Origin of the sequence: Nostoc sp. 'Peltigera membranacea cyanobiont' 232 (assembly GCF_002245985.1) — a bacterium.
Taxonomy (GTDB): domain Bacteria; phylum Cyanobacteriota; class Cyanobacteriia; order Cyanobacteriales; family Nostocaceae; genus Nostoc.
This window is the reverse complement of record NZ_NOLK01000008.1, coordinates 11718-36550: the sequence shown is the minus strand read 5'-3', so window position 1 is coordinate 36550 and position 24833 is coordinate 11718. Positions and strand designations below refer to the sequence as shown.

The window sequence follows — 24833 nt, the reverse complement described above, 5'->3', positions numbered from 1 at the left end:
CGAGTAGGCAGAGACCTTTTATTTCTCCTGCCAATACATTGTTAAATCAAGCTTTACACCCCACTTCCAATTGGGGATTTTTACCCTATAAATTCCCTCTGCAATTGTAGAGTTTATTAGTGCCAGAAAGCTCCATGTCCATATCAGCAGGGAGTTTTGCTGTCTATTTAGTTCTGCATTGTTTTTGCCATCCACTCTTACTTTAATACCTAATGAAAGCCTAGTTTATTAATAAAAAAGCGGAAGTATCCTATGGGAAATAACATTTTTAATTCAATGATAAAATTTTGGTTTTGAGCGTTAAATTAAAAAACTTTATATTTTCTTAATTTTTCTACCTAAAAAGAAATTAGTTACCTAATGTGACAGTTATTACAAACTATTTATTTTGGTAATTTTATCAGGTAAATAACACTTAAGAAACTACAGCAATAGTTTTTATACATCTAAAGAATGTTCAGTATTTTTACTGTTTGAAAAATATTCTGTAAGGAAGACATTAGTTGTCAGAAGTAGATATTTCAGAAACTGTAGGAGTAAAGATAAGACCTTAAAAGGAGATTAAATTTGGAAAAATAATGTAGTTCAGTGTTCAAAAAATAATATATCAAGAAATATAACTCAGCCTAAAAAATCATATTTAGCATTAGGCAACAATAGCAGCATGTTACTCAAATTAATTTCTTTAAAATTTAAATAGGATAAAAAATAAAGCAATGAATATTTCTATTCTGGTCTTTGGAAAAAATAATTTTATCGCCACACTTCCAGATCAGATCCGTTATGCGACTGCTTTTAATGTAGAAGATATGGACAATCTGAATCAAGCAGTGTCGTGGATTAAAACAACGCCCCCCGATATAATACTTGTGCAGGCTAGTCTTGATGGCAGTATGGAACTGTGCAGTTGGTTGAAAGACCAGACAAAACTATCTTGGATATACTGCATTCTTTTCGAGGATCGTTCCCAACAACTTACTGATAGAAATAAGGGTTGGCACAGAGAATTAGAGATGAGCGCTGCGGCCCTAAAGCAAGGAGCCGATGCTTATATTTGGCATCTTATCGATCAAAAAACAGACCATAATTTGGCAGAATTGACTGCTAATCATGGATTAATACTTGCTCAATTGACTGTTGGCTTGCGAAAAGCACAAAAATATCGAGATTTGATTCGGACAAATGATATGTTATCAGCGATCGCCTTAGCTGATTCGTTGACAGAATTAAATAATCGTCGTGCTTTAGAATGGGACTTACCGAGGCAAATTGAAAGAGCTAGAAGTCAAAAAACTTCTCTGAGTTTGATTATTCTAGATGTAGATTATTTCAAGAAAGTTAATGATACTCACGGACATTTAGTAGGCGATCGCATTTTGCAAGTATTATGTCAGCGTCTGCGACACAACCTGCGCTGTCAAGACACAGCATTCCGCTATGGTGGCGAAGAATTTGTGATTCTTCTGGCTAACACTACTGATGAAGAAGCAGTATTGGTAGCCCGTCGTCTTAATCGCGTAGTCAGCGACGAACCATTTGCATTCAGTAATAAACTGACAATTAATATCACTATTAGTCTGGGCACAGCCAGTCTGCAAGCTGATGATGATGAACAAGGAGAGAGTCTGCTGAATCGCGCCGATCAGTATTTGTTACAAGCTAAAAATGCTGGGCGGAATCGAGTTATTCACTCGAAGTACTTATCTCATGTCTCACATTTAAAAGCTGTTTCTTCATAATTTGTCATTTGTCATTTGTCATTTGTCATTTGTCATTTCTAGCTCAGTATGACAATCTTCTACCGAAGCGCGTTGTCGCATGGCATTAACTAAAGCTTCATAACTAGACCAATTTTCTTGCAGTAGGGTTTTTGCTTGGAGGGCATGAAACCGCAGTTTCTGTTGATAAACTGATTCAGAAAAGCCCAAAATTGTCAAGACTCCTATCAGCTTGCTTTTATCATCAGCGCCACCCTCAGCATCATTAAAAACTAGGGTTTCAGCAGCAATACCCGCCATCCAAACAGTGCAGTAGCGGTCTAGCATTTGGGCACTGATTTTACCCACTTCTAATTGAGATGCTAATTCGCGATCGTCAAAGCTAACGCCACCTTGCCCAGGTTGCCCCTGTTTCCAGGCTTCCCAAGCGCTGAGTGTGTAGCCGGTAACGGGAATCCCCAGCAGGTAAGCAACTAAAAAATGCCCTGCTTCGTGGTGGACGATGCGATCGCGGTGTTCGCTTGAAAAACCAGCAATCCAATCTAAAAAGATAGTACCACCCTTGCCTTGCAAGCTAAAACTATCCAACGTAGCTATGCCTAATATGGTGAAGGTTGCAAGTGCCGGCACTGCTGGCGATAAATTCAAAAATGGCCCCAGCAGTACCGATAGGGTCATGAGAAAGATAGATATTGCAACTAAATTTAAAGTAGTCTGGCTCATTGAGAGTTTTTTGAGTGCAGCTTAATATTTCATTATAAAGCGATGTCTACGACAGGCGGAGATACAGCACAACTTCTGTATCAACTACCTTTATCAATCTCTTGAAACAGCCTGTTAACTAGCCGATAAGCATCCCATCAAATTAATGTAGATCGGTAAATTGAGTTAAACAATAAGAGTCATTTAATAAATTACAATTATCTGAAACCAAGGCTTATTACCAATAGTATTAGCGTATAAGTTAATTCCGTTTGACTTGATTAAATATCTCCAAAAAAATCATAGATTTTGGATATGTTTTTGGATTTTGGATATGTTTTTGTTTCTTTTTAGCAAACAATACAAATGGATAAATTTTATCATTAAGTAACAAAAACTTAATTTATTTATCTATATAAATAGGTATCTTTGATGTTAAACTACCATTGGTTTTGGATTGCACTGTAGCTTAACTCAACCGACAGGAGCCGATTCTTCCTGACTATGCTGAAAACAATTGCACTGAAAAATTCCATGAAAACTCTAGCTCTACTATCTGTCACAGCCTTCGCCGCAACATCTGGATTAGTTTTCGGCACAATGCAAGCTGCCTCTGCTTTAAATTGGAACTGGAATTATTCTGGTACTGGCATAGCAGCAAACGGTACTTTCACAACCAATAATACCCCTAACGATTTAGGTTTTTACCTGATTTCTGGAATTACTGGTACACGAAATGGTGAAACAATTACTGGTCTACAACCTGCCGGAACTCCAATACCAGGGAACGAACCTTTTAATGTTGACAATTGAATTAGTCTTAATACTCAGCAGTTAACAATTGATGGTTTTGGGTATTCTACATCGGGGGGAAACTATTCTAGTCCGTTTTTCGCTAATTTTTTGCCAACACCGGGTTATTTAGAGGTTTTTTCTGCACCGCCAATTACACTAGGGTCGGAAAATTTTGGGACGGAAGATAGTGAGTTACCCATTAGTTTTTCTGCAACCATAATCACTGTTCCTGAACCCACCTCAATTCTTAGCTTAGTCGCCCTCGGTACTCTCTGCGCTGGTTCAGCACTCAAACGGAATAAGCGATCCAAATTCACTGAGAAGAAGCTCAAAAAAGTTTCCTAAAAACATACAGAAATCTTCAGCTAATTAAACCTTAGCGTGGGTTAACACAGATGTCATTGATGTTAGTGTCAGCTTAAGTTCTATCAAATGGAATTCGCGGCTACACAAACAAAATCTGCGTATGCGGAATAACACAAAATTAAATTTTCAAAATCACTCAAATACCACTGTCCTATTACCATAGACTAATACACGATTTTGTAAGTGCGATCGCACCGCTCTTGCTAATACAACTCTCTCCAAATCTTTGCCTTTTCTCACCAAATCATCAACTTCATCACGGTGGGTAACTCGCACTACATCTTGTTCAATAATTGGGCCTGCATCTAAATCAGCAGTGGCATAATGCGCCGTCGCCCCAATAATTTTTACCCCACGTTCAAAAGCTCGGTGATAAGGATTTGCACCGATAAAAGCTGGTAAAAATGAATGATGTATATTAATAATTTGCGGAAATTGACTAATAAAATCTGCACTAACAATCTGCATATATTTCGCCAATACAACTAAATCTATTTTGTACTGGCGGAGTAATTCTAGTTGTTGGACTTCTTGTTCTGATTTATTATCTTTAGTAATAGTAACGTGCTGAAAGTCGATATTAAATTGTTCTGCAACTACCTTTAAATTAGAATGATTACTAATAATTAAAGGAATTTCAGCAATAAATTCTTTAGCACGTTGTCGCCAAATTAAATCAAATAGACAATGGTCTTGCCGACTTACCCAAATAGCAATGCGTGGTACTGCATCAGAAAAACGTATTTCCCACTTAGCACCTAAAGGTTGTGCGATGGCATTAAAAGCAGGGGCAATAAACTCACGCGGTAAATTAAACCCCTCTAGCTGCCATTCAATGCGGGTGAGAAATAACCCCGCAGCAAAATCTGTATGCTGATCTGCATGAATAATATTACCACCGTTAGAATAGATGAAATTGGCAAATTTCGCCACCAGTCCCCGTTGATCTGGGCAGGAAATCAGCAATGTTGCTGTCGGATTTGTCATAATATCGCCAAATTTTTAATTGTTTTTAATTAATTATTTGCTGTTTGTCGGACTCGGTTTCGGAATGGTGAGCGAAGAAGGCAGTTTCTGACTCTTATCTACAGGTTGCTGCCACTCTGATAGATCCCGATTCACGGCATTTGCAAAATCTGTAGATACCAACAGCACATTTATATTCCCATCGGGTTTTGTAGCAGGGTCAGTTTGAGCATATAAGAAACGTCCGTTAAAGTTAGATTTACCTAAAATTAACTGATGGCTTTGTCGGTTTTTTAGGGTAATATTAATAGTGGCTGGAGGTTGATCTAGGGCAAATTGTCCAAGGTCTTTTGCTAGAGTTGATAAGGTGCGATCGCTATTACCTTTGACCAATAAATCCATTAAATAAGAAACAATAGCATCATTGGCTGGGCCTGATATGGGAGATTTGATTACCCACTTGGGGTTACTAGGTTCAGGGTTACGTTCTAGATTCAGAGTTAGTTTTTTTGTCTTGACTGTTAAAGATTGCACATCATCTGCTGCAAAAGAGAAAATTTTCTGCTTTTGTTCCTTGACTTCTTCTCGCAGAGTTGCACCCCGAATTTCATGGAAGTAAACAAAAGCACCTAAACCCAGCATTAGCAGTATCAAAATTAAAGTCGTTCTCGGCAATTTCATTTTTTAGTGATTTGTCATTTGTCATTTGTCATTTGTCATTTGTCATTTGTCATTTGTCATTTGTCATTTGTCATTTGTCATTTGTCATTTGTCATTGGTGAAGAGTTAGTATTTATAACTCCTAACTCTTGTACAGACGCGATTAATCGCGTCTATCGTCGTTTCCACCAGATAATAACTGCGATCGCAAATCCAATTAAAGGCAAAATTAAAAGAGATGACAATATTAAAAAATTGCCTTGCATGGTTGTCAGGGTTATCCGACGGTTTTTCGGTTCTTTGGGGCGAATGGAAAGGGGTTGCTGATCCTGTTGACTCAGCCAAGTAACTGAGTTGAGGAATACATCCCCATTTAATTGCTGTTGAAACAAGCCATCGGTGGCGAAATTGGAATTTCCTAAAACTACTAACCGCGACTCAGTAGCTGTTTGAGATGAGGGAGTTGGAGAAGCAGTAGCCGCAGATGTGGGAGTGGGGGTAGCTTTACCTTGGGTGGTTGGTGATGGCAAAGGTGAAGCTTGTGGAGTGCTGCGGGAGGCGGAAGAAGTAGGGCTAGCTTTACCTTGAGTGGTTGGTGATGGCAGAGGTGAAGCTTGCGGAGTCCTGCGGGAGGTGGAAGGAGTGGGGCTAGCTTTGCCTTGAGTGGTTGGTGATGGCAGGGGTGAAGGTGTCGGTGCAGCTTGGGGAATGGAAGCAGATTTAGCTGCTTGTTTTCTTGTTAAAGCAACGCCCAAGGTTAAAGGCCCTTTCAGGTCTTTACCTTCATTAAACTCCAATTTTTCGCTTTGGAGGTCGCTTTCTGCCCAGCTTTTGGGATAGGGTTTGGTTCGTAGCAATGGAGTAGCCTGAACACCAGGCACAGAGGTAATTTCCAGTGGTCGAGAAATCGGATAAAAAGAATTGCCGTTACCGAAATCTTTGGTAATTGGATGTTGCCCGTATTCTGTGACTAAGGGTGCAGCAGGGCCAAGTCCGACTACGCTTTCGCCAGAGACATCAACTGCTAAACGATTATCCAGACGAACACCCCACTCTTGTAGCAAGCTGTTAAGTTTGGGATCGGTATTCGGATCGATCATCAGCAGTAAGTTACCACCGCGATTAAGATATTCTTGCAAAGCTTTGACTTCGCCTTCAAATAGCCCTCGCTTGGGGCCAGCTACTATCACTACAGACGCATCTTGAGGAACTTTGGAAGTTTCTCCTAAATTCAAGGGTGATGTTGTGAAATTTTTGTCGCCTAATCCCTGAACAGCTTGTGATATTGCATCTTTACCAGGCGAAAGTTGGCGTTCGCCATGACCTTGGAGTAAGTAAACTTTGGCTGTAGTTGAATTTGTTAGTTGTTGCAGCCGACTAGTTAATCTGATTTCTGACAAACGCTCATTTTGATTTACTGTTTGTACTAATTGCCGTTTTTCGCCCGATTCTAAATAAACTTCCCCATAATCTTTAACGCCAAACTTTTCTGCAAGTCCTGGTTTAGCTTGAGGGTCGATATACTCATATTGAAATTTTGAGCTTTGCCGTTGATAATTTTCTAGTAATTCTCGGTCTTGGGGATTTTGGTTAATATCAAATACCAACACTTTAACTGGTTGTGGTAAAACACTCACTAATTCTCGTGACTGCGGCGCAAGGGTAAACAATTGACTTTCTGTTAAGTCTGCCCGCAAGTGGTAGCGAGTACCCAAAAAGTTAATCAATCCCAAAATTGCCAACACTGCTAGAGTTGCTACTAAGGCATTAGTGCCGGCTTGGGTAGAACGACGTTTCCACCAGTTAGTCTCATAGCTTTGCCATATTATTCCAAATCCACTAATGGCAATTCCCGTAATCAGAAATGCTAATGGAATTAGTCCCCACTTTTCAGAGACTAACCCAACTGTTAAGCCGACAGCAATTAGGAATGGGCCAAACCAAAATAGATATTTCCACAGTTTCTTTTTTGCAACTATATTCATAATTTGNTCATTTGTCATTTGTCATTTGTCATTTGTCATTTGTCATTTGTCATTTGTCATTTGTCATTTGTCATTTGTCATTTGTCATTTGTCATTTGTCATTTGTCATTTGTCATTTGTCATTTGTCATTTGTTATTGGTCATTTGTCATTTGTCATTTGTCATTTGTTATTGGTCATTTGTCATTTGTCATTGGTCATGTATCAAAGATTAGTGACAATTCAAAATATATGCACGAAAATTGATGAAATAAAAACTACCGAGATAACTGACTGAATAAATGGCTACAAAGCGTTTTCAAGAATTACAGGTGTATCAATTGTCAGAACAATTATCAGATGACATTTGGAAAATTGTTGAAGGATGGAACTTTTTTGCAAAAGATACGATTGGTAAACAGATTGTTCGTTCGGCAGATAGTATCGGTGCCAATATAGCAGAAGGTGTAGGAAGAGGTAGTTTTCAAGAAAATAGACGGTTTATAAGGATAGCGAGAGGTTCTTTGAATGAAACTCAACATTGGCTAAGACGAGCTTACACTCGTAACCTTTTAACTAGCAAACAGATAAATACAATCAAAACTATAATTAACGAATTAGCACCAAAATTAAACTCCTACCTAAACTAAATTGGCAATGTACCAGATGACAAATGACAAATGACAAATGACAAATGACAAATGACGAATGACTATTGCCTTTGAAATCGCAGTGCATCTATTGATTGAGCGGTGAGAAAGATGCCCAAAAAAATGTAACTAGCGAATAAAATTAAGGCACTGGTATCAAAAATTCCTTGAATTAAGGTGTTGTAATTTTTCAGCAACGACAGATAACCTAAAGCTTCGCCCACGGGGCCAGGGACAATTTTGGCGATTAAATCAATCAATAACAATAATAAAATTACTGCAAATGTGAAAACGGCAGACAGAATTGTGCTGTCTGTTAAGGAAGAAATAAACATTCCTACAGATAAAATTGCTGCTGCTAGTAAGATTAATCCAAAATGACCCAGTAAGGGAATTGAGAATGCCATTGGTGGATTCGATCCACTGATTGCGATCGCTTCCAACACTAGCATGGGTACAACCATCGTAGTAAAAAATGTTAGCACACCTAATAACTTACCTACAGCTACCGCCCAATTGGTAATCGGTGATGTGGCTAATAGTTCTAAAGTGCCGCGCTTCCGTTCTTCGGCATAGAGTCCCATCGAGAGAATCGGCAAGATAAATAACAATAGCCACCCCATACGATCTAAAAATGCTCGGATAAATTCGTAAGGGACATCTATCGGCGGTGTTGGCACTCCGAGTTGTTGCCCTTGTGCATCTATGGCCGCCACTCCTACCAAAATGCCATCTGGCCCTAGCAAAATCATCACGAAGAATAACCCGGCGATGAACCAAAATATGCCTGCGATCGCATAAGCTAAAGGCGATACAAAATAACTCTGTAACTCTCGGCGATAAATGGCAATAATATTACTCAGCACTATACCCATTTACGCTGCTTCTCCTTCTTTGTCTGCTGCTAAGTCTACCTCAGTCTCGAAGTTCTTTTCTTCTGTGGTTAGTTGCAAGAACACATCTTCTAAGGTAGCGTTAACTCGTCGCAGTTCATGTAAACCAAAGCCTGCACGCACTAATGTTGCCACAATATCCTTTCCTGGTTCTTTTCCCGGTTGCGATATCACCCGCAGGTAAGCGCGATTTGTCTGCGGTTGATGTCCTCCGGCGGTTGGAATTGATTCTATCAGACTCACACCTGCAACATTTTGCAATACCTGTTTCGCTAGGGCAGCTTCTCCTTCTATTTCTAATTCATATCCTGAACCACCTGTCAACTGAGTCATCAAGTTTTCTGGTGTATTAGTTGCAACAACTTTACCGCGATTAATGATGGCGACGCGGCTACAAGTCATGCTCACTTCTGGCAGAATGTGCGTGGAAAGAATAATTGTATGAGTACCAGCGAGGCTTTTGATTAAATTCCGCACTTCTATGATTTGTCGAGGATCGAGTCCAACGGTGGGTTCATCGAGAATGATTGCCGGTGGATCGTGGACGATCGCTTGAGCAATTCCTACACGTTGGCGGTATCCTTTAGAGAGTTTGCGAATAATCACTCGCCGCTTATCTTCTAAGTTGCAGCGTTTGATGGCGCCTGTCACCTTGTTGGGGCGATCGCCTGCTGATACTCCCTTAATTTGGGCGACAAAATGCAAAAATCCCTCAACCGTCATATCTGGATATAACGGCGGTGTTTCGGGTAAGTAACCAATTCGTTGGCGCACAGCCAGAGAATTTTCATGGACATCATAACCAGCAATCCGGGCATTACCATTGGTTGCCGGTAAATAACCAGCCAGAATCCGCATGGTTGTGGTTTTACCAGCGCCATTGGGGCCAAGAAGCCCTAAAATCTCCCCAGGTTCGACGCTAAAAGTAACATCAGTAATCGCTGGGGTAGAGCCGTATATTTTACTCAGATGTTCAACTTCAATCATCCGTATAGTGGCGATCGCAATTTATAAGATACCCAACAATCTTAGATCGCAATATTGAGTATGGGGGACTGGCACTAAGATTAGCCGACAACGGGTAAAGTTCCTGAAAACTCTAATCCCTTTGCATATTAGAGAAAGGAGAAAAATTAAAACCTCTCTCCTCTTAATGAAAAGAAAGGTTTTCTAAATCTTGTAAAAACAATCGCATTGTTAGGCGGAACAATCGCATTGTTAGGCGGAACAATCGCATTGTTAGTCGGAACAATCGCATTGTTAGTCGAAACAATCGCATTGTTAGTCGGAACAATCGCATTGTTAGTCGAAACAATCGCATTGTTAGTCGGAACAATCGCATTGTTAGTCGGAACAATCGCATTGTTAGGCGAAACAATCGCATTGTTAGTCGGAACAATCGCATTGCATCTTTAAAAGAATACAGTTTAGTTAAGGCTAAAGCTCTTTCCCAAAGTTAATTTTTTTAACGTAGACGCTTCTCTACGAGACGCTACGCGAACGGCTTGCCGCAGGCTACCGCAAAGGACAAAGGACGCAAAGGACGCAAAGGACACAAAGAGAAGAAAGAAATGCCTAATCCCCTAATATCATGTCCACTTGATTGCTTATTAAACCCGAAGAACCCCACCCCGCCAAAGCTATGCTTTGTCTCCCCTCCCCGCTTGCGGGGAGGGGTTCTTTTATTATGGGTAATTTGGGGGACATGATATAACCCCCTTCCCACGTTGGTAAGGGGGAAAATTCAAAGTCTCTCTCTTTTTAGGAGAGAGAAATAGAAGTGAGGTTTTTCAAATACCCTGAACAGTCACATTAATAATAGCTGCCAGATTTTCGATGTTCCAAGGCAGTGATACCATCATTTTCCAACACTTCACCATGATTGATGACGGCATAAATTAACCATCTATCGCCACATTCAAGCTGATTTTGCACCGTACATTCTAAATACGCTAATGCCTCGTTCAAAATCAAACAACCATTATCAGCAGTTTTTGTGGAAAGATTAGCAAAGGGATTATCGCCTAAAGTGCTGTGACGAGAAAAATAGCGTCGGACATTTCTGCCTTCTTTAAGGATATTCAGCACAAATTGATCGCCAGGATGATGCATTAACTCTGCATTCTGCTCGTTTGCGATCGCAATCATAATTCCTGGCGGGTTAAAAGTTGCCTGAGATATCCAAGAAGTTAAAACCCCTTTGTGAGTTTCTTCATCACGAGTTGTCACAACACACAGAGAACCAACGATCCGCCCCACCGCTTGTTCGGTACGATCTACATGGGTTTCTGTGACAATCTGGCGGGAAGTCCGCAATTTTTTGGTTTTCTTCAAGTTTTGGGCAAAGAAAGCACCTGCTTCTTCACACTGCTGAAGAATTTCAGGAGTAGGGCTAAAACGCACCCGAATTGTTTCAAACCCTAGTTGATAATTAGCATCTTTGAGCTTGCTTTCGATTAAATCTATTGCCTCGCCACTCCAACCGTAGGAACCAAACACCCCTGCTAACTTAGTTTTAGCCGCCACCGAGAGAACTATTCCTAAAGCGGTTTGAATTTGAGTTGGTGCATGTCCGCCTAATGTAGGTGAGCCGATAATCAAGCCATCGGAAGTTTCTACAATCCGGTTAATCTCGGCAGAATCCGCCAATTCACAGTTGATTGATTCTACATTAATACCATTTTGAATTAAACCTTGAGCGATCGCATTCGCCATAATTGCTGTATTTCCATAAGCCGAAGCATAGAGCAAAGCGACACTCAATTCTTGAGATTTTTGCCCTTGGCACCATTGACGGTAATCATAGGTAAAACGACTCAGGCTGTAACGGACAACCGGGCCGTGTGCTGGGGCATAACATCTGGCTCCCAAAACCGAGATTTTATCTAAAGCTACTTCAACTTGTTTGGCTTGGGGCGCATGAAGACATTCAAAATAATAACGACGTTCCGCATCTAACCCTTTCCAATCTTCATCAAACAAAGTATCTTCGCAAACATGAGCGCCGAAAAGTTTATCTGTGTAGAGAATTTTTGTTGCAGAATCATGAGTACAAAGTCCATCAGCCCACCGGGGAGTAGGTACGGTGACAAATGAGAGAAGATGTCCTTGTCCTAAATCTAGAGTATCGCCCGATCGCATTGCTTGAATAGGTGATTCAAATTCGGGAAAGGCTGTTTTGAGAGCATTAGCGGCGGGACGAGAACAAATGAGAGTGGCTTGAGGAACCAGAGAGAGCAATACTTGCAAAGTTGCTCTCCGGTTCGGGTTGACATGACTGAGAACAATGTAATCTAGGGTAATGAAATCTAGATGTTGTGCAAGTTGCTCAAGGTAAATTTCGGTAAAAGATTCGCCGGGAGGGTCAATTAAAGCCTTTTTATCAGCTTGAATCAAATAAGAATTTGCTGTAGTTCCCCGTTGGCGGGAATATTCCACCTCAAATTTTAATCTGTCCCAAGTCCGCGATCGGAGAATCAGAGTATTTTTACCAATTTCAGCAACTTGTACATCTTTGCTATGGTTAGACGTTAATGTGGCAGTGGACATAATATTCTCTCTTAATTACGAATTACGAATTACGAATTACGAATTATGCTGGCCATTGGTTTGTGTTAGTTCCGACTTGGCTCTGCTTCTATAGCGTTTAGATGCTTCTTGTTCCGGATCGATACCTTCAAAGGTAGGGGGTAGCCAAACTCGTAGAAATAGTAGTATTCCCAGTACTAATAAAAAGGCGCAAGTTGCTAAAATTTGACTCCAATTAGTTTCTAGAACACCTTTAACAATTACTTCTCGCAAAGCAGAAACAATGGAAACTTCAACAGCTACCCCAATAGATACTCGATGTTCCTGTAGGTAAATAATCAGTAGTCGAAATAACTCAACTAAGATGAGTAAAAAGAGAATATCGGCAGTAACAGCATGAAAATCTAGAGGCGGAAGTAAGGAGAGAAACATATCTCTCACCTGAAGCACCATGAAGCTAAATAAACCGATACACAGAGAAATTACAATTATATCTTGAATAAATTCCAAGGTTCGCACAACGCGCCCCCGATTGATTTCGTACATAGTAATCGGAGTATTCTCAACAGATTTATACATAGTTTTTTGGGAGTTTGTAGAGACGCGATTCATCGCGTCTGTAGGAATCAGGGTAAATAAGGGAGACAATGGGACAAGGACAAGGAGAATGACCAATGACCAATGACCAATGACCAATGACAAATGACAAATGACTATTTAATAATGATTGCCAATTTTTCGGTGATGGGCGGCGGTAAGTGCATCTAGCTTGGCGACTCTTCCAGTTTGGACTGTGCTATAAATTACCCAATGATCTCCACAATCCATACGGCTGGTGATTTCACATTCCATGTAAGCTAGAGCTTCAGCTAAAACGGGCGATTCATTTTTAGCTGGATATGTTTTCACTCCCGCAAATCTATCTGCACCAGGAGCAAAACGTTTGAGGAAATGTTTCATTAATCCTTGATATTTCCCTTCTTCTAAAACATTTAAAACAAAGCGATCGCCAACGTGCATCAAAGACTCAATTGCCCGGTCTTTGGATACTGCGATCGCAACTCCTAAAGGCTCAAGACTGGCTTGTGTTACCCAAGAAGCAAACATTGCACTCTGAACTTCTCCTTTTTTGGCGGTGATGATGTATAATCCTGTGCTAATCCGCCCTAAAGCTTTCTCTAACTCGGTATTGATAGATTTGATTTGTTTAATAGTGCGATCGCGGTTCAACCATTGACCCATATCTGTCCCCGCTTCATCACAAAGCTGTTCCGTTGCTGGGGTAGGAATTTCTTTAACTAAAATAGGAGGAAAAGCTTCAGTTAATCCCAGTTCTTGAAACTTATTGCGTAAAGGATAAATGGGTTCATCTTCTCCCCCTCCCGACTCTAATAAACCAATTGCCTGTTTCTTATGAATAGCAGCTAAAATAGTGCTTAAAGAAGCTTGAGCTATCGCTGAAGATTGGGGTGGCATTGCAATTACTAAACCAGAAGATTGTGCAACTAATTCTCTAACTTCTTGAGGTTCGGAACTATTGAGAGGAAATAATTCTACAGCCACGCCTGTTTTCGCGCACCCATGAGCTATTGTACGGACTAACTGCTCGCTATGCCCATAATCTTCAACATAAAATAGAGCTACTAAAGCCTCTGTTTTTGCTTGTTCTAAACTCCAGTTTTGATAACGTCCAAGCCATTCTGAAATATATTCTTGTAGTAACGGCCCATGTCCTGTAGCAACTGTTTTTATTTCTAACTTTTCAATGCGCTTTAAAGCTGCTAAAACAGACCGAGCATTGGGGCCCATAAGACAATCATAATAATATTGAAAATCTTCCTCAAGTAAGGTGATATTTTCATCATAAGTATGGTCATCACAGTAGTGCATCCCAAACACATCACAGGTGTAGAGAGTGCTAGTTTTGTGGTCATAAGTAAAGATTGTGTCAGGCCAGTGTAAGTTAGGTGCAGAGATAAATTCTAATTCGTGTCCGTTGCCTAAATCTAATCGCTCTCCACTTTTCACCTGCATTGATTTAAAAGGCTGGTGAACCATATTTTCTAAAAATTGAATAGCTACCTTAGCACCGACAACAGTAATGGAGGGAGCTAATTGCAAAATATTTTTTACTAAGCCGCTATGGTCTGGTTCTGTATGGCTAATAATCAAATAATCTATTTTAGTCGGATCGATTAATCCCACCAGTATCTCAAGATATAATTGCTCAAACTTACGGTGAGATGTGTCAACTAAGGCAACTTTTTCTCCCTGAATTAAAAAAGAATTATAGGTCGTACCATTCCGTAAACCAAACTCGACATCAAAACGCTCTCTATCCCAGTCTAGACAACGAATAGCAGTTGTTTGAGGAGCAATTTCAACAGTTTGAACTGTCAAACGTCCTGAGTTGGGAGTAACTTGAGTGGGCTGGATGAGTGCAACCATTTGTTTTCTCCAAAAAGATTGTTGTCTGAAGCGAGCTTTATGTTTCTTATATTGACCTGAAATACTCAATTAGTAAAATGCTAATTTCTAAAGCTAATCATCAGAAAGTTTTATTCATCATTTATATTGATTTACCATTGAATTACTCAATGTTTACCATCAATAATGAATGTGAGAAAATGTAAATAATCAGTTAGAATCTTTAGGAATGTCCTTAATATTTTTTCCTCCTCCCATACAAAAAATCAACAGCGAAATCGCTCATAGTGCTGGTGTGGATCTGTATGTGCTGCGTCTGGATTTGATGCACCCGTGGGTTAACGGCAATAAGTGGTTCAAGCTAAAATACAATCTTTTAGAGGCCAAGGAGAAATATTTCACAACCCTGTTAACCTTTGGGGGCGCTTATTCTAATCACATCTATGCAACTGCGGCAGCTGGTAATCTTTTCGGTTTTCGTACCATTGGTGTAATTCGTGGAGAGGAGACGCTACCACTAAATCCGACGCTGAGTTTTGCTATCCAACAGGGTATGCAGCTTGTATACCTGAATCGCGAGATGTATCGACAGCGCAACACAGCAGTGGTAGAGGAATATCTGCAACAACGCTTTGGTGAGGTGTTTATCATTCCTGAAGGTGGGAGTAATTTAAATGGTGTGCGCGGCTGTACAGAGATTGTTGGCGATGCGATGCCTACGGCTGGCTACGCCTACGCATTTAATCGTATATGCGTAGCCTGCGGTACAGCTACCACACTAGCAGGGATTGCGCTTTCGTTGCATGAAGGACAAAGAGCGATCGCTTTTCCCGTTCTAAAAAATGGCGCATTTCTCGCACAAGAAATCGAAAGTTTATTGACAAATTACCTCACCTCTGATTTACCTACACCATCTAACTCTCCCGCTCCTTGGGAATTGGTATGTGATTATCACTTTGGCGGCTATGCAAAGGTGAACAATGAATTGCTGCTGTTTAGCCAACAATTCAAGAAAGAACATAATGTCCCCCTTGATTACGTATATACCGCCAAAATGTTTTACGGAGTGATGGATTTACTAAAACAGGGATTTTTTGGTAGAGGCGATTCGTTGCTGCTGGTACACACAGGCGGCTTGCAAGGCAACATCGGTATGGAGAAGCGATACTTGCGACAGTAAAAAATATATCACACTTTTACAAACAAAAAAACGTTATCAGTTTCATATACAAGTTTGAAATTAGAACTATTTTTAAGTTGATATATTAAATCAGGAATGAACTCAGATTTATTATTTATTAAATCTAGAAGTATGTATTTAAAAATATCGTTATATTTTTCCGACGGACGATCTTTACTAATTAGCTTAATGGTTTGACGTTTAGCTAAATGAGGAGCAATAATGCAGGAACTGCTATACTTTCTGGACGAAAATCAGTAAAAAAATTACTATTAAATAAAGCAGGGTAAAGTAAATAAGACAAACTTATTGCTCTTGAATAAGCTACGGAAGAGGTTGCAGCTAGATGGATTAAATCTTACCCTAGCTTGGATAGTACCACTTTGTTTTAAACCCAATTACCGATCAATCAACTCCTCTTGTCAATAGGGTTTGAGACGCGCTAACCCTGTTTAGTCCAAAGCGTAGTTGCGATCGCAGTAGCAACAGCCGTCAGTGTTACAGTTATCATAAATTCGCTACAAATTGAATTAAATAATACAAATAGTATTACGCAAAAGCTGGGCGATTATTACTGAACATAACCCAGCTTTTTAACCCGCACAGGCGGGTTTTGTCTGTATAGCCGCGACTTCTGGTCGCCAAGGCACTATAAAACAAAGGGTGCGTTAGCCAAAGGCTAACGCACCCTACAAAATATATGAAATCTAATTATGAATTATCAATTAGAAGCTGCCTTCTCTGCGACATTACGAATTATCTCCTCCAGCGTTTGGAGTAATTCTTGCTCGTTATAAGGTTTAGAAAAGTAAGCCCGCGCCCCCAATTGCATAGCTAGTTGCCGATGTTTATTGCTACTACGAGAAGTCAGCATCGCAACTGGAATATTTTTTGTATCAACGTCGGAATTTACCTTACCTAAAAAGCCATAACCATCTAGACGAGGCATTTCAATATCACAAATTACCGCCTCAACTCTCAATCCACTATGGAGTTTTTCTAAAGCATCTTGACCGTCCTTAGCTTGCTCTACTTGATAACCTCCCTTTTCAAGAGTCAGAGCTAAAAAGCGGCGAACATTAATCGAGTCATCTACGATTAAAATTGTGCCTTTCTGCTTAACAGACGCTGCTGATATTTTATTTTCATCAAATATCAAGAATGGCGTTTTTAACCTTGCCGATGGTAATTGAATACCTTTAGGAGTCCGGCGATTTGTAGCAATCCAATACAGCAATTCATTAACATTAACTAGTGGCACTACTCGACCATCACCGAGAATTGTGCAGTTGCTGAAGCCTTCCGGTAAAGGTATATTTCCCTCAACTTGGCGAATAGCAACCTCTTGTTCGCCCCAGCAACGGTCTATTTGGATTGCTACTGGCTGATTATTCCCTTTGACTACTAACACGCTGTTAGCATTAATTGCTGCCGGAGTCTCTAATTCTGAGGTATCATAACGCAGACAATTAAACTCTAAATAAGGAGTCAGGCGAATCAGTGGCAGCATAGTTCCTTGCCAATTTAGAACTTCGCTACCTGCCATTTGAAAAACTCGCTCGTTTTGGAGTAAGAATATTTCTGAAATGACATCTGTGGGAAATGCCAATAACATTTTGTTGATTTCTACCAACAGAACTCGTGCAACGGAAAGTGTAAATGGTACTGATAGGGTGAAGGTAGTACCAACTCCTGGTTCTGTATCAACTTTCACATCTCCTCGAATCAGTTTGAGGTTGTTACGAACTACATCCATACCGACACCGCGACCAGATAATGCTGTAACTTGCTCGGAGGTGGTAAAACCTGGTTCAAAAATTAGTGATAATAGTTCTTCATCACTTGCATTAGCTAGTAATGAAGCATCCAATCCCATAGCGAGGGCGCGGGTGCGGATTTTCTCCAAAGAAATGCCCCAACCATCATCACGGATAGTAATGAGGGTACGATTACTGCGGTGACTAGCTGTAATTTCAATCAATCCTTGTTCTGGTTTACCCAGAAGACGGCGAGTGCCAGAATCTTCGATACCATGATCGAAAGCATTCCTTAAGAGATGCATTAAAGGTTCGTTTAATGTTTCTAAAATGCTGCGTTCAATTAACGTGTTGCCACCTTCAATTTTTAACTGGACATTTTTCCCATACTCTACATTTAAATCGCGCAAAGCTCTAGGAAAACGTTCGGTTAAATCGGATAGCGGCCGCATTCTGATGTGATTTAACTTTGTCTGTAACTGTTTGGATGTTTTGTTGATTTTACGAGCAATTTGGTCTGTATCATCTACACTGAGTTGCACATCAGTTGTAACTTCCTGTACCTGAACAATGGTTTCCATAACTTCCTGCGATCGCAGGTTTAAATCGTTATAACGATCCATTTCTAAAGCATCAAATTCCCTCTCTGTGCCTTGTGTTTGATGTCCATTTTCAGCTTGCACCCCCACGCCAGGAGACGTAGCAGCTTGAGTAGAAATTTTGTCATAAGCTATACGTAAATCCTGGTTTTCCCGGTCAAGAACTTGTACTCGCTGGTTCAGGTTACGAACGAGTTTGCGTAATCTTTCTAGCTGCGAGTTTAAGCCATTTCGTTGAACAATCAGTTCCCCAAATAAATCATTAATTTGCTCTAGTTGTTTACTGGGAACTCGGACGCTATTCTCAGGAATTTCCCGATCTTTAACAACGCCATTTGACTCTCCTTTTCCTTCGCTAGATTTGGCATCTAGAGAATTATTTTCTCTAGCAAATATGGGATTTTGTTCTGTAACATTGATAGCATTAACATCATCTGCAAACTCTGCATCTACAAATGTAAAATTAGCAGCGATACCTGCACTAGGCTGCGCCAACGCTTCATCATTAGTCCAATTTTCTCTAATATTTTCTGGTTGCCAAACAGATATTGGCACTACTTCTGTATCGGCGATATCTGTGTCTGCGGGGGGAAGCTGTGGTATTGCTTCTGCTGGTGGTAATAGTAGCTGGGATTGCGTATAACTACCAAAATCAAGTTCTGTAGGTAAGTTATCTAATTGATTTGTCAGCACCAAAGCTTGCGATCGCCGCCATGCTTGCAATGCTAACTGGGCAATTTCGGGAATACGCGAACTGCTAGCCGTTTCTAATTGCTGTGTTACTGACTCACAAAGCTTGCTAAAAGCTCCTAACTGGAGCATTTCACCCAAACCGCCCAATTCAGCTGCCATAATGACAATTTCTTCATGCAAACCGGGCTGTTGGCTATCTGCCAATACAGATTCTAGACGCTGTAAACACTCTTCTACTTCTGTGGCAAATAGCAAGGGGATAACATCTTGCCCATCCTCTGGGGATAGCATAGATGAGGCATCCTCTGGAGTGGGGTCGCCCAAGCGATCGTGCAACTCATCAAAAACTGGGTAACAAAAGGTTGCTAACCACGCATCTTCAACAACATTTCCTTCTGCAAGCAATTCGACAATCTGACGCAGCCAATCAACTCCAGATAGCAATAAACTTTGCAATTGGGTGTCAATTTCTAGAGAATTTTTTTTAGTTTTTAAAACTTTAAAGGAATCTTCCAAACGGTGAGATAAATGACTTAGCGATTTAAATCCCATCATCCCCGCACCACCTTTAATAGAATGAGCGGCTCGGAGTGCAGCATTGATTTTATCTAAATCGATGCGGTTACTAGTATCGATTTCTAGCAACACACCTTCTAACGTATTTAAGTAATCAGTTGCTTCTTCCAGAAACTGCATCTGGATTTCTAATTCTTTGTCTTGTAACATAGTTTTTGTCCTTAGTTATTGGTCATTGGTCATTAGTTATTAGTCATTGGTCATTAGTAAAAAGACAACAGACAAATAACAAAAGTCATTCATCATTGGTCACTAGCAAAGGACAAATGACAAATGACAAATGACAAACTTAACTAACTTTGAAAGCCTCGACAGTCTCTTGCAACTGCTGAGAAATTTCCACAGTTTGTTGCAGAGATTGGGAAACTTGACGAGAAGAATCGCTGGTGCGTTGTGATATAGCAGCAATATCTTTCATCAATTGGCTAACACTTTGCGATGTTTCAACCTGAGATGCAGTTGCAGTGGAAATCGACTGCACTAAGGTGTCAATTTGAAGGGATACATCCAAAATTTCACTCAGACTTTGTTTAGCCTCCTCCACAATTCGAGTTCCTTCCACTACTTGGGTAGTGCCTATTTCCATCGCCTGCACCACTTCACTGGTTTCTCGTTGGATATTTTCAACAATTTGTTCAATTTCTTGGGTTGCTGCGGCACTCCTGACTGCTAGTTCGCCGACTTCTTCCGCAACTACGGCAAAACCTTGACCTTCTTCACCCGCACGCGCTGCTTCAATACCGGCGTTAATGGCCAGTAAGTTAGTTTGAATGGCGATTTGGTTAATCAAGGAAACCACACGGGAAATTTGTTGCGAAGACTCTCCCAAACGTTTCACTTTCTTAGCAGTTTCACCCACAGTTTCCCGCAAAGACAGGATATTTTGGACTGTTAAATCCATTGCGTGTCCACTCTTGGTAGCGGTGTGCGCCGCATGATTGGCAACGAAAGCAGCTTTTTCGGCACTTTCGGCTACGGCTTTCATGGATTGGGTCATTTGGTCAACAGCATCGAGAGTGCGGTTGATTTCGGCAGCTTGGGTAAGTGCTTCTTCTGCCAAGTGGCGGATGGCTCCTTCGTTAGAGCCAATGGCAGTATTAACGTGGGTGGCAGCTTGTTGAACTTGGGTAACAATATCCCGGAGGCTTTCGACAATGGAGTTGAAAAAGTCGGCAACAGTGCCTATTTCTCCCGCCGTCACGTCTGCACGCACTGTCAAGTCGCCTCTGGCTGCGCCTTCTACGTCGTTGAGCAGTTCTAAAAGTTGTTGTTGCAGTGTTTCTTTTTGATGCCGTTCATCGTCAGAATCGGTGACTGCAACATTCCTAACTTGTTCTATCTCTTCTAATAACTTGGCTTGTTCTAAGGCGTAACCGACTTGAGTTGCTATCTGTTGAAACAAGTCAATTTCCGGCTGTTGCCAAACACGCACAGTTTCGCAATGGTGAGCAATTAATAAGCCTAAAAGTTGCTCTTGGACAAGAATTTGTCCGACCAAATTACCTTTGACAGCAAATTTTTCTAAAAATTGAATGTAACCGTTGGCATTTTTCAGGCTTTGGTCTTGATGAATGTTGGCAATTGCTTGCATCTGTCCATCATGAGAAGTTTCGAGATAACGTTCCCGAAAATAAGGATCGTCGATTTTCACTCCGAGCATTTCTGGCCAATTACCAGTTACCGATTCCGCAACAACAACACCATCCCGCTTATCTGGATTCAGACTATAAATGATTACTCGGTCTGTTTTTAGCACTTGCTGAACTTCTTTCACTACTGCGTGAAAAATATCTTCAGTTTTGAGACTTTTCCGAATTCGTAGGGTAATATCTGCTAGTAATTTTGCGCCTTCAATATCTACTTCTTGTTCCTTAACTAAAACCTGCAATTGTTCGGCCATAAGGTTGATATTTGCACTCAATACCCCTAATTCGTCTTCACTTTCGATTTCCACACGGGTATTGAATTTACCTTGACCAAGCTTTGCTAATGCCGCAGTTGCAGTGATAATTGGCAGTGTAGTCAGTTTAGCTAACCGAGATGCGATCGCACCCACAATCAATGCTGTCACTGCTGTACCGATGGCTATAGTCCACAACAATTGTCTTTGCGGCTCAAATACAATTGCTGTATCTGTGGATAAAAGTACTTGCCAGTTTAAATCTGGTAAGCCGTCTAGCCTACTGGCTGGTACGTAGCTGACTAATTCTGGTTTTTTGTCAGTTTTGGAAACATCTATAAAGCTATCTACCTTATTTGCTGCCAGCAGTTTAGGTAAATTAGAATACTCTGCTTTTGCTTCTTTCCCCAATAATTCCTTTTGGGGACTCAAGAAAACTGTTCCTGAAGCATCGAGCAAATAGTATTGTTGTCCATTGGCTACGTAGTTCTTGATGACTTCCTCTAAAGATTTTACGGGCATCCGCGCTCTGACCACACCAATGGTTTGGCCCGTCCTTGTCTCTTTCACAGGTGCAGCTATATAAATATTCACTACACCAGTGTTTTTTACTGCTTCCGGTTTACTGATGACAGGAGTATCTTTTTGTAAAGCGTCTTGAAAGTAGGTAAGGTCTTTTTGGTTATCTAAAGGTTCGCCTGTGGATTGGACAATCAAGTTACCTTGACGATCAAAAACAGCAACGCTGTCATAAGCTTTGTAGGCTTCGACAACTCGATCTAGGACTGCTTGCTTTTGTTGAGTAGTGATATTTACACTAGCTTGGGGACTTGTCAAAAAAAGCAAACTTGATATTACCTGAATATCACCGTAGCGTCCTAACATAAAACGGTTAACTTTATCACTTAAACCAGTGGCTTCAGCTTGTTGAGACTGGGTAATTTGCTTAGTAATAGACTTGTTGGCAAAAGTAAAAGCGATCGCACCGATGCCCAATACTGGTATTGTACCAATTGCGATCGCTAAAATAGTCGCTTTCTTAGCCAATCCAAGTTTTGTAAAAGAGGCAAAAGCTTGATTTAGCGAAGAATTATTAGCCGTTTCACTACTATTTTTAGTTGGCAATTTGATGGCACTACCAGTTATTTTTTGGGATGAAATCAGTGATGCTCGATTTTGAGCGCTACTACCTTGATTTCCGTTGGTTTTATTAAACATAAAAATAGTTCTCCTAACTATGTGAATAAGAACACTAAAATTTTTAGTAGTACACCCTACTCACTGCGGAGAATAGAAGATTGCCCAATTGCTTGTGCATCTAATACCAGCAATATTTCTTCTTGTTGGACAACACAGCCACATAAATAAGGAACTAAACTGGATGCCACTTGTCCTATAGGTGATTGAACATCATCAGGAATAAACTTAGTGGTACCTTTTATTTCTTGCACAACTAAACCTAGCACCAATGATTCCACTTGAATAACGATCGCACTGTACTGCCGCAGTCGATAATCAAGAGATTCTAAATTGAGCATTCTTGGCAAATCCACTACCCAAATTATCCGACTCCGCCAATTCATTAATCCTAATATGCAGGTGGGCATATTAGGCATTGGGGTTACAGATTCAATAGGCACAAGAATTGCTTCTTGCGTATGCTTCATTGATAAAACCGCAGCAGTCTGTTGATTTAGCTGAAACTTTAGATAACCGTCTGCTAAATTATTTTGAGTTGGTTTTAAAGGAAGTGTAACGTTTGTACTAGTCATTGATTCAAATTACCACTGATTTAATAGTACGTAGCAGATGTTCGCGAGTATAAGGTTTAGTTATGTAGGCATCTGCACCTTGTCTTATCGCCCATAAACGGTCAATTTCTTGATTTTTGGAACTACAAATCACAATCGGCACTTTTGAAGTAATCGGATTTCTTCTCAAAGAACGACACAACTCAAATCCGCTCATTTCTGGCATTACTACATCAGTAACGATCGCATCTGGTTTTTCTAACACAGCTTTTTCTAAACCCTCTTTTGCACCACTTGCTTTAATTACGTTGTAACCACTCTCTTTGAGATAATGGCTCATTAATTCCAATTCACTGGGAGAATCTTCTACAATCAGAATTGTGCCAATTAAAGTCAGACTCACTATTAAATCTCCTAAAAAATAACTTAAGGCGATTAAATTTGGTTATAGTTATTGGTTGTTACTAAATTAACCAAGATGTTTAAAAACCATTTTTAGCAATTCTGATTGTGTAAAAGGCTTGGTCAAATATCCTGACGATCTGACCATTTTTGCCTTTGCCCTGTCGATAAATCCTGTTCTACCAGTCACCATAATGATAGGTGTATGTTTAAAAGCTGAATGTTTTCGTAATAAGGAACATAGCTCATAACCATCTAAACTTGGCATCTCAACATCTAGCAAAATCAGATCGGGCTTACTCCGAAGAATTTGCATTAAAGCCTTCACCGGATCGTTGATAGTTACAACTGAAAATGTGTTTTCATCCAAAAAGTGTTTGATGGAATTCAAAACTGTTTGGCTATCATCAATGCAGGCAATTGTATATAGTTTTTTGCCAACAGTTGGCTGAGTAGTTTTATTATTTTCAGGAATATCAAAATTGATTGGTATCGGCAACTTTTGCCCAAGTTTTATTTGTAGTTGTGGCTGAACTTGAGACGGTTGTATTTTAGACAAAACTTGGGAATTCCCACCAGCCGGAATTGATGACTGGATATTTTGCCGATTTCGTAATTGCTTTTGACAGTATTCAACAAGTAACCGCAAATCCAGGCGGCAGAACTTTGGTAGTTCATCCAAAGAGCTTTCCGGGCTGAATTCATAGCTACCTTCTTTTAAGCATAAAAATGATTCCAGTACTTCTTTTGCTAATTCATCTATCAGGCTTGCTGCTTGTACAGTGGTAATATAATCCTGATTTACTAACCAACAAATAGCTTGGTAATCCGCATTAGGTATTGATTGATGTTCATTCTTTGTCTCAAACATCAGTCGCATCTGCACGCGAGTGGCGCTGTTGAGAGCGGGAATTTGTTGGCTTAAGCGTCGTAAGTGACTATCAAGCCGCTCAAACAGTTTATCTGAATAGGAGGCATAAGTAAGTTTACCGTCCTCTAGATAAATTGACCAAGAAACTATTCCAGTAAATATGCTTAAGCACCCTGTAGCACGCCGACTGGTTAATTGTGCCAACAGAGATAGCGGATGTAGTTTCTGGAACAACCTGTAGCTACCTATAGGAGTTGTGCTCATTTTGCTTTTACTTCAGCTAAATTCGATCCGTGTAAACTAAATTCGTATAGAGTTATTCCACAATTAAAATCAAGTAAAAAGCATCAAACTTTTGTATGTTAAAGTACATCAGTTTATATTTAGGGTTTGTGGTGAAACTCAACGAAAATAGCGTTCTTTTCAAACGATCAAA

20 protein-coding genes are annotated in these 24833 nt (G+C 40.3%); 6 read left to right on the top strand and 14 right to left on the bottom strand.

The features are described from left to right. Window positions 1-716: 716 nt before the first annotated feature. The gene (locus tag CDG79_RS04490) at window positions 717-1739 is read left to right on the top strand and encodes a GGDEF domain-containing protein (protein ID WP_094341059.1); all 1023 of its coding nucleotides are present in this window, start codon (window positions 717-719) and stop codon (window positions 1737-1739) included. A gap of 18 nt (window positions 1740-1757) precedes the next feature. Here CDG79_RS04490 and CDG79_RS04485 read toward each other — a convergent pair whose 3' ends face one another. Next, entirely contained in the window at window positions 1758-2441 is a 684-nt protein-coding gene (locus CDG79_RS04485) for an ATP-dependent Zn protease (protein ID WP_094341058.1), read from the bottom strand. A 513-nt stretch (window positions 2442-2954) separates the two neighbouring features. Here CDG79_RS04485 and CDG79_RS43395 point away from each other — a divergent pair. Further along, a complete protein-coding gene (locus tag CDG79_RS43395; RefSeq protein ID WP_223278006.1) occupies window positions 2955-3233 on the top strand; it encodes a hypothetical protein in 279 nt (92 codons plus the stop codon). 90 nt (window positions 3234-3323) lie between these two features. Further along, entirely contained in the window at window positions 3324-3560 is a 237-nt protein-coding gene (locus CDG79_RS43390) for a PEP-CTERM sorting domain-containing protein (RefSeq protein ID WP_223278005.1), read from the top strand. A 153-nt stretch (window positions 3561-3713) separates the two neighbouring features. Here the strand turns inward: CDG79_RS43390 and purU are convergent, their stop codons facing one another. The 3 genes from purU to CDG79_RS04465 form a co-directional block, all read right to left on the bottom strand. Continuing rightward, entirely contained in the window at window positions 3714-4568 is an 855-nt protein-coding gene (gene purU / locus CDG79_RS04475) for a formyltetrahydrofolate deformylase (RefSeq protein ID WP_094341057.1), read from the bottom strand. 33 nt (window positions 4569-4601) lie between these two features. Further along, window positions 4602-5228, bottom strand: coding sequence for a DUF4340 domain-containing protein (locus tag CDG79_RS04470; RefSeq protein ID WP_094341056.1), 627 nt, complete (start codon window positions 5226-5228; stop codon window positions 4602-4604). 152 nt (window positions 5229-5380) lie between these two features. Then, window positions 5381-7192, bottom strand: a complete 1812-nt coding sequence (locus CDG79_RS04465; RefSeq protein ID WP_094341112.1) for a GldG family protein — start codon at window positions 7190-7192, stop codon at window positions 5381-5383. Between the two features lie 280 nt (window positions 7193-7472). On the opposite strand from CDG79_RS04465, the gene CDG79_RS04455 reads away from it, so the two are divergent. Next, window positions 7473-7820 carry a four helix bundle protein gene (locus CDG79_RS04455; protein WP_094341054.1) on the top strand — a complete coding sequence of 116 codons (348 nt, stop codon included), beginning with the start codon at window positions 7473-7475 and terminating at the stop codon, window positions 7818-7820. 62 nt (window positions 7821-7882) lie between these two features. On the opposite strand, the gene CDG79_RS04450 is transcribed toward CDG79_RS04455, so the two are convergent. Further along, the gene (locus tag CDG79_RS04450; RefSeq protein WP_094341053.1) at window positions 7883-8695 is read right to left on the bottom strand and encodes an ABC transporter permease; all 813 of its coding nucleotides are present in this window, start codon (window positions 8693-8695) and stop codon (window positions 7883-7885) included. Further along, entirely contained in the window at window positions 8696-9700 is a 1005-nt protein-coding gene (locus tag CDG79_RS04445; RefSeq protein ID WP_094341052.1) for an ABC transporter ATP-binding protein, read from the bottom strand. 206 nt (window positions 9701-9906) lie between these two features. Here CDG79_RS04445 and CDG79_RS04440 point away from each other — a divergent pair, with 206 nt between their 5' ends. Next, a complete protein-coding gene (locus CDG79_RS04440; RefSeq protein WP_442946168.1) occupies window positions 9907-10173 on the top strand; it encodes a hypothetical protein in 267 nt (88 codons plus the stop codon). A 352-nt stretch (window positions 10174-10525) separates the two neighbouring features. Here the strand turns inward: CDG79_RS04440 and CDG79_RS04435 are convergent, their stop codons facing one another. The 3 genes from CDG79_RS04435 to CDG79_RS04425 all read right to left on the bottom strand — a co-directional run bounded on the left by CDG79_RS04435 (window position 10526) and on the right by CDG79_RS04425 (window position 14689). Beyond that, complete coding sequence (locus tag CDG79_RS04435) at window positions 10526-12262, bottom strand: diflavin flavoprotein (protein ID WP_094341050.1); 1737 nt, start codon at window positions 12260-12262, stop codon at window positions 10526-10528. A 36-nt stretch (window positions 12263-12298) separates the two neighbouring features. Then, window positions 12299-12820: a phosphate-starvation-inducible PsiE family protein gene (locus CDG79_RS04430; protein ID WP_094341049.1), complete on the bottom strand. Its 522-nt coding sequence runs from the start codon at window positions 12818-12820 to the stop codon at window positions 12299-12301. Between the two features lie 138 nt (window positions 12821-12958). Next, on the bottom strand, window positions 12959-14689 hold the full coding sequence (locus CDG79_RS04425) for a diflavin flavoprotein (protein WP_094341048.1): 1731 nt from the start codon (window positions 14687-14689) through the stop codon (window positions 12959-12961). Between the two features lie 208 nt (window positions 14690-14897). Here CDG79_RS04425 and CDG79_RS04420 point away from each other — a divergent pair, with 208 nt between their 5' ends. After that, window positions 14898-15848, top strand: a complete 951-nt coding sequence (locus tag CDG79_RS04420) for a 1-aminocyclopropane-1-carboxylate deaminase/D-cysteine desulfhydrase (RefSeq protein ID WP_094341047.1) — start codon at window positions 14898-14900, stop codon at window positions 15846-15848. A gap of 721 nt (window positions 15849-16569) precedes the next feature. Here the strand turns inward: CDG79_RS04420 and CDG79_RS04415 are convergent. The 5 genes from CDG79_RS04415 to CDG79_RS04395 form a co-directional block, all read right to left on the bottom strand. Beyond that, window positions 16570-19623 carry a hybrid sensor histidine kinase/response regulator gene (locus CDG79_RS04415; protein ID WP_094341046.1) on the bottom strand — a complete coding sequence of 1018 codons (3054 nt, stop codon included), beginning with the start codon at window positions 19621-19623 and terminating at the stop codon, window positions 16570-16572. A 139-nt stretch (window positions 19624-19762) separates the two neighbouring features. Further along, window positions 19763-22591: a methyl-accepting chemotaxis protein gene (locus CDG79_RS04410; RefSeq protein WP_094341045.1), complete on the bottom strand. Its 2829-nt coding sequence runs from the start codon at window positions 22589-22591 to the stop codon at window positions 19763-19765. Between the two features lie 56 nt (window positions 22592-22647). Beyond that, complete coding sequence (locus CDG79_RS04405; RefSeq protein ID WP_094341044.1) at window positions 22648-23145, bottom strand: chemotaxis protein CheW; 498 nt, start codon at window positions 23143-23145, stop codon at window positions 22648-22650. A 4-nt stretch (window positions 23146-23149) separates the two neighbouring features. Then, on the bottom strand, window positions 23150-23527 hold the full coding sequence (locus CDG79_RS04400; RefSeq protein ID WP_094341043.1) for a response regulator transcription factor: 378 nt from the start codon (window positions 23525-23527) through the stop codon (window positions 23150-23152). Between the two features lie 66 nt (window positions 23528-23593). Then, window positions 23594-24661 (bottom strand): response regulator, encoded by a 1068-nt coding sequence (locus tag CDG79_RS04395; RefSeq protein ID WP_094341042.1) that lies wholly within the window; start codon window positions 24659-24661, stop codon window positions 23594-23596. Window positions 24662-24833 lie beyond the last annotated feature (172 nt).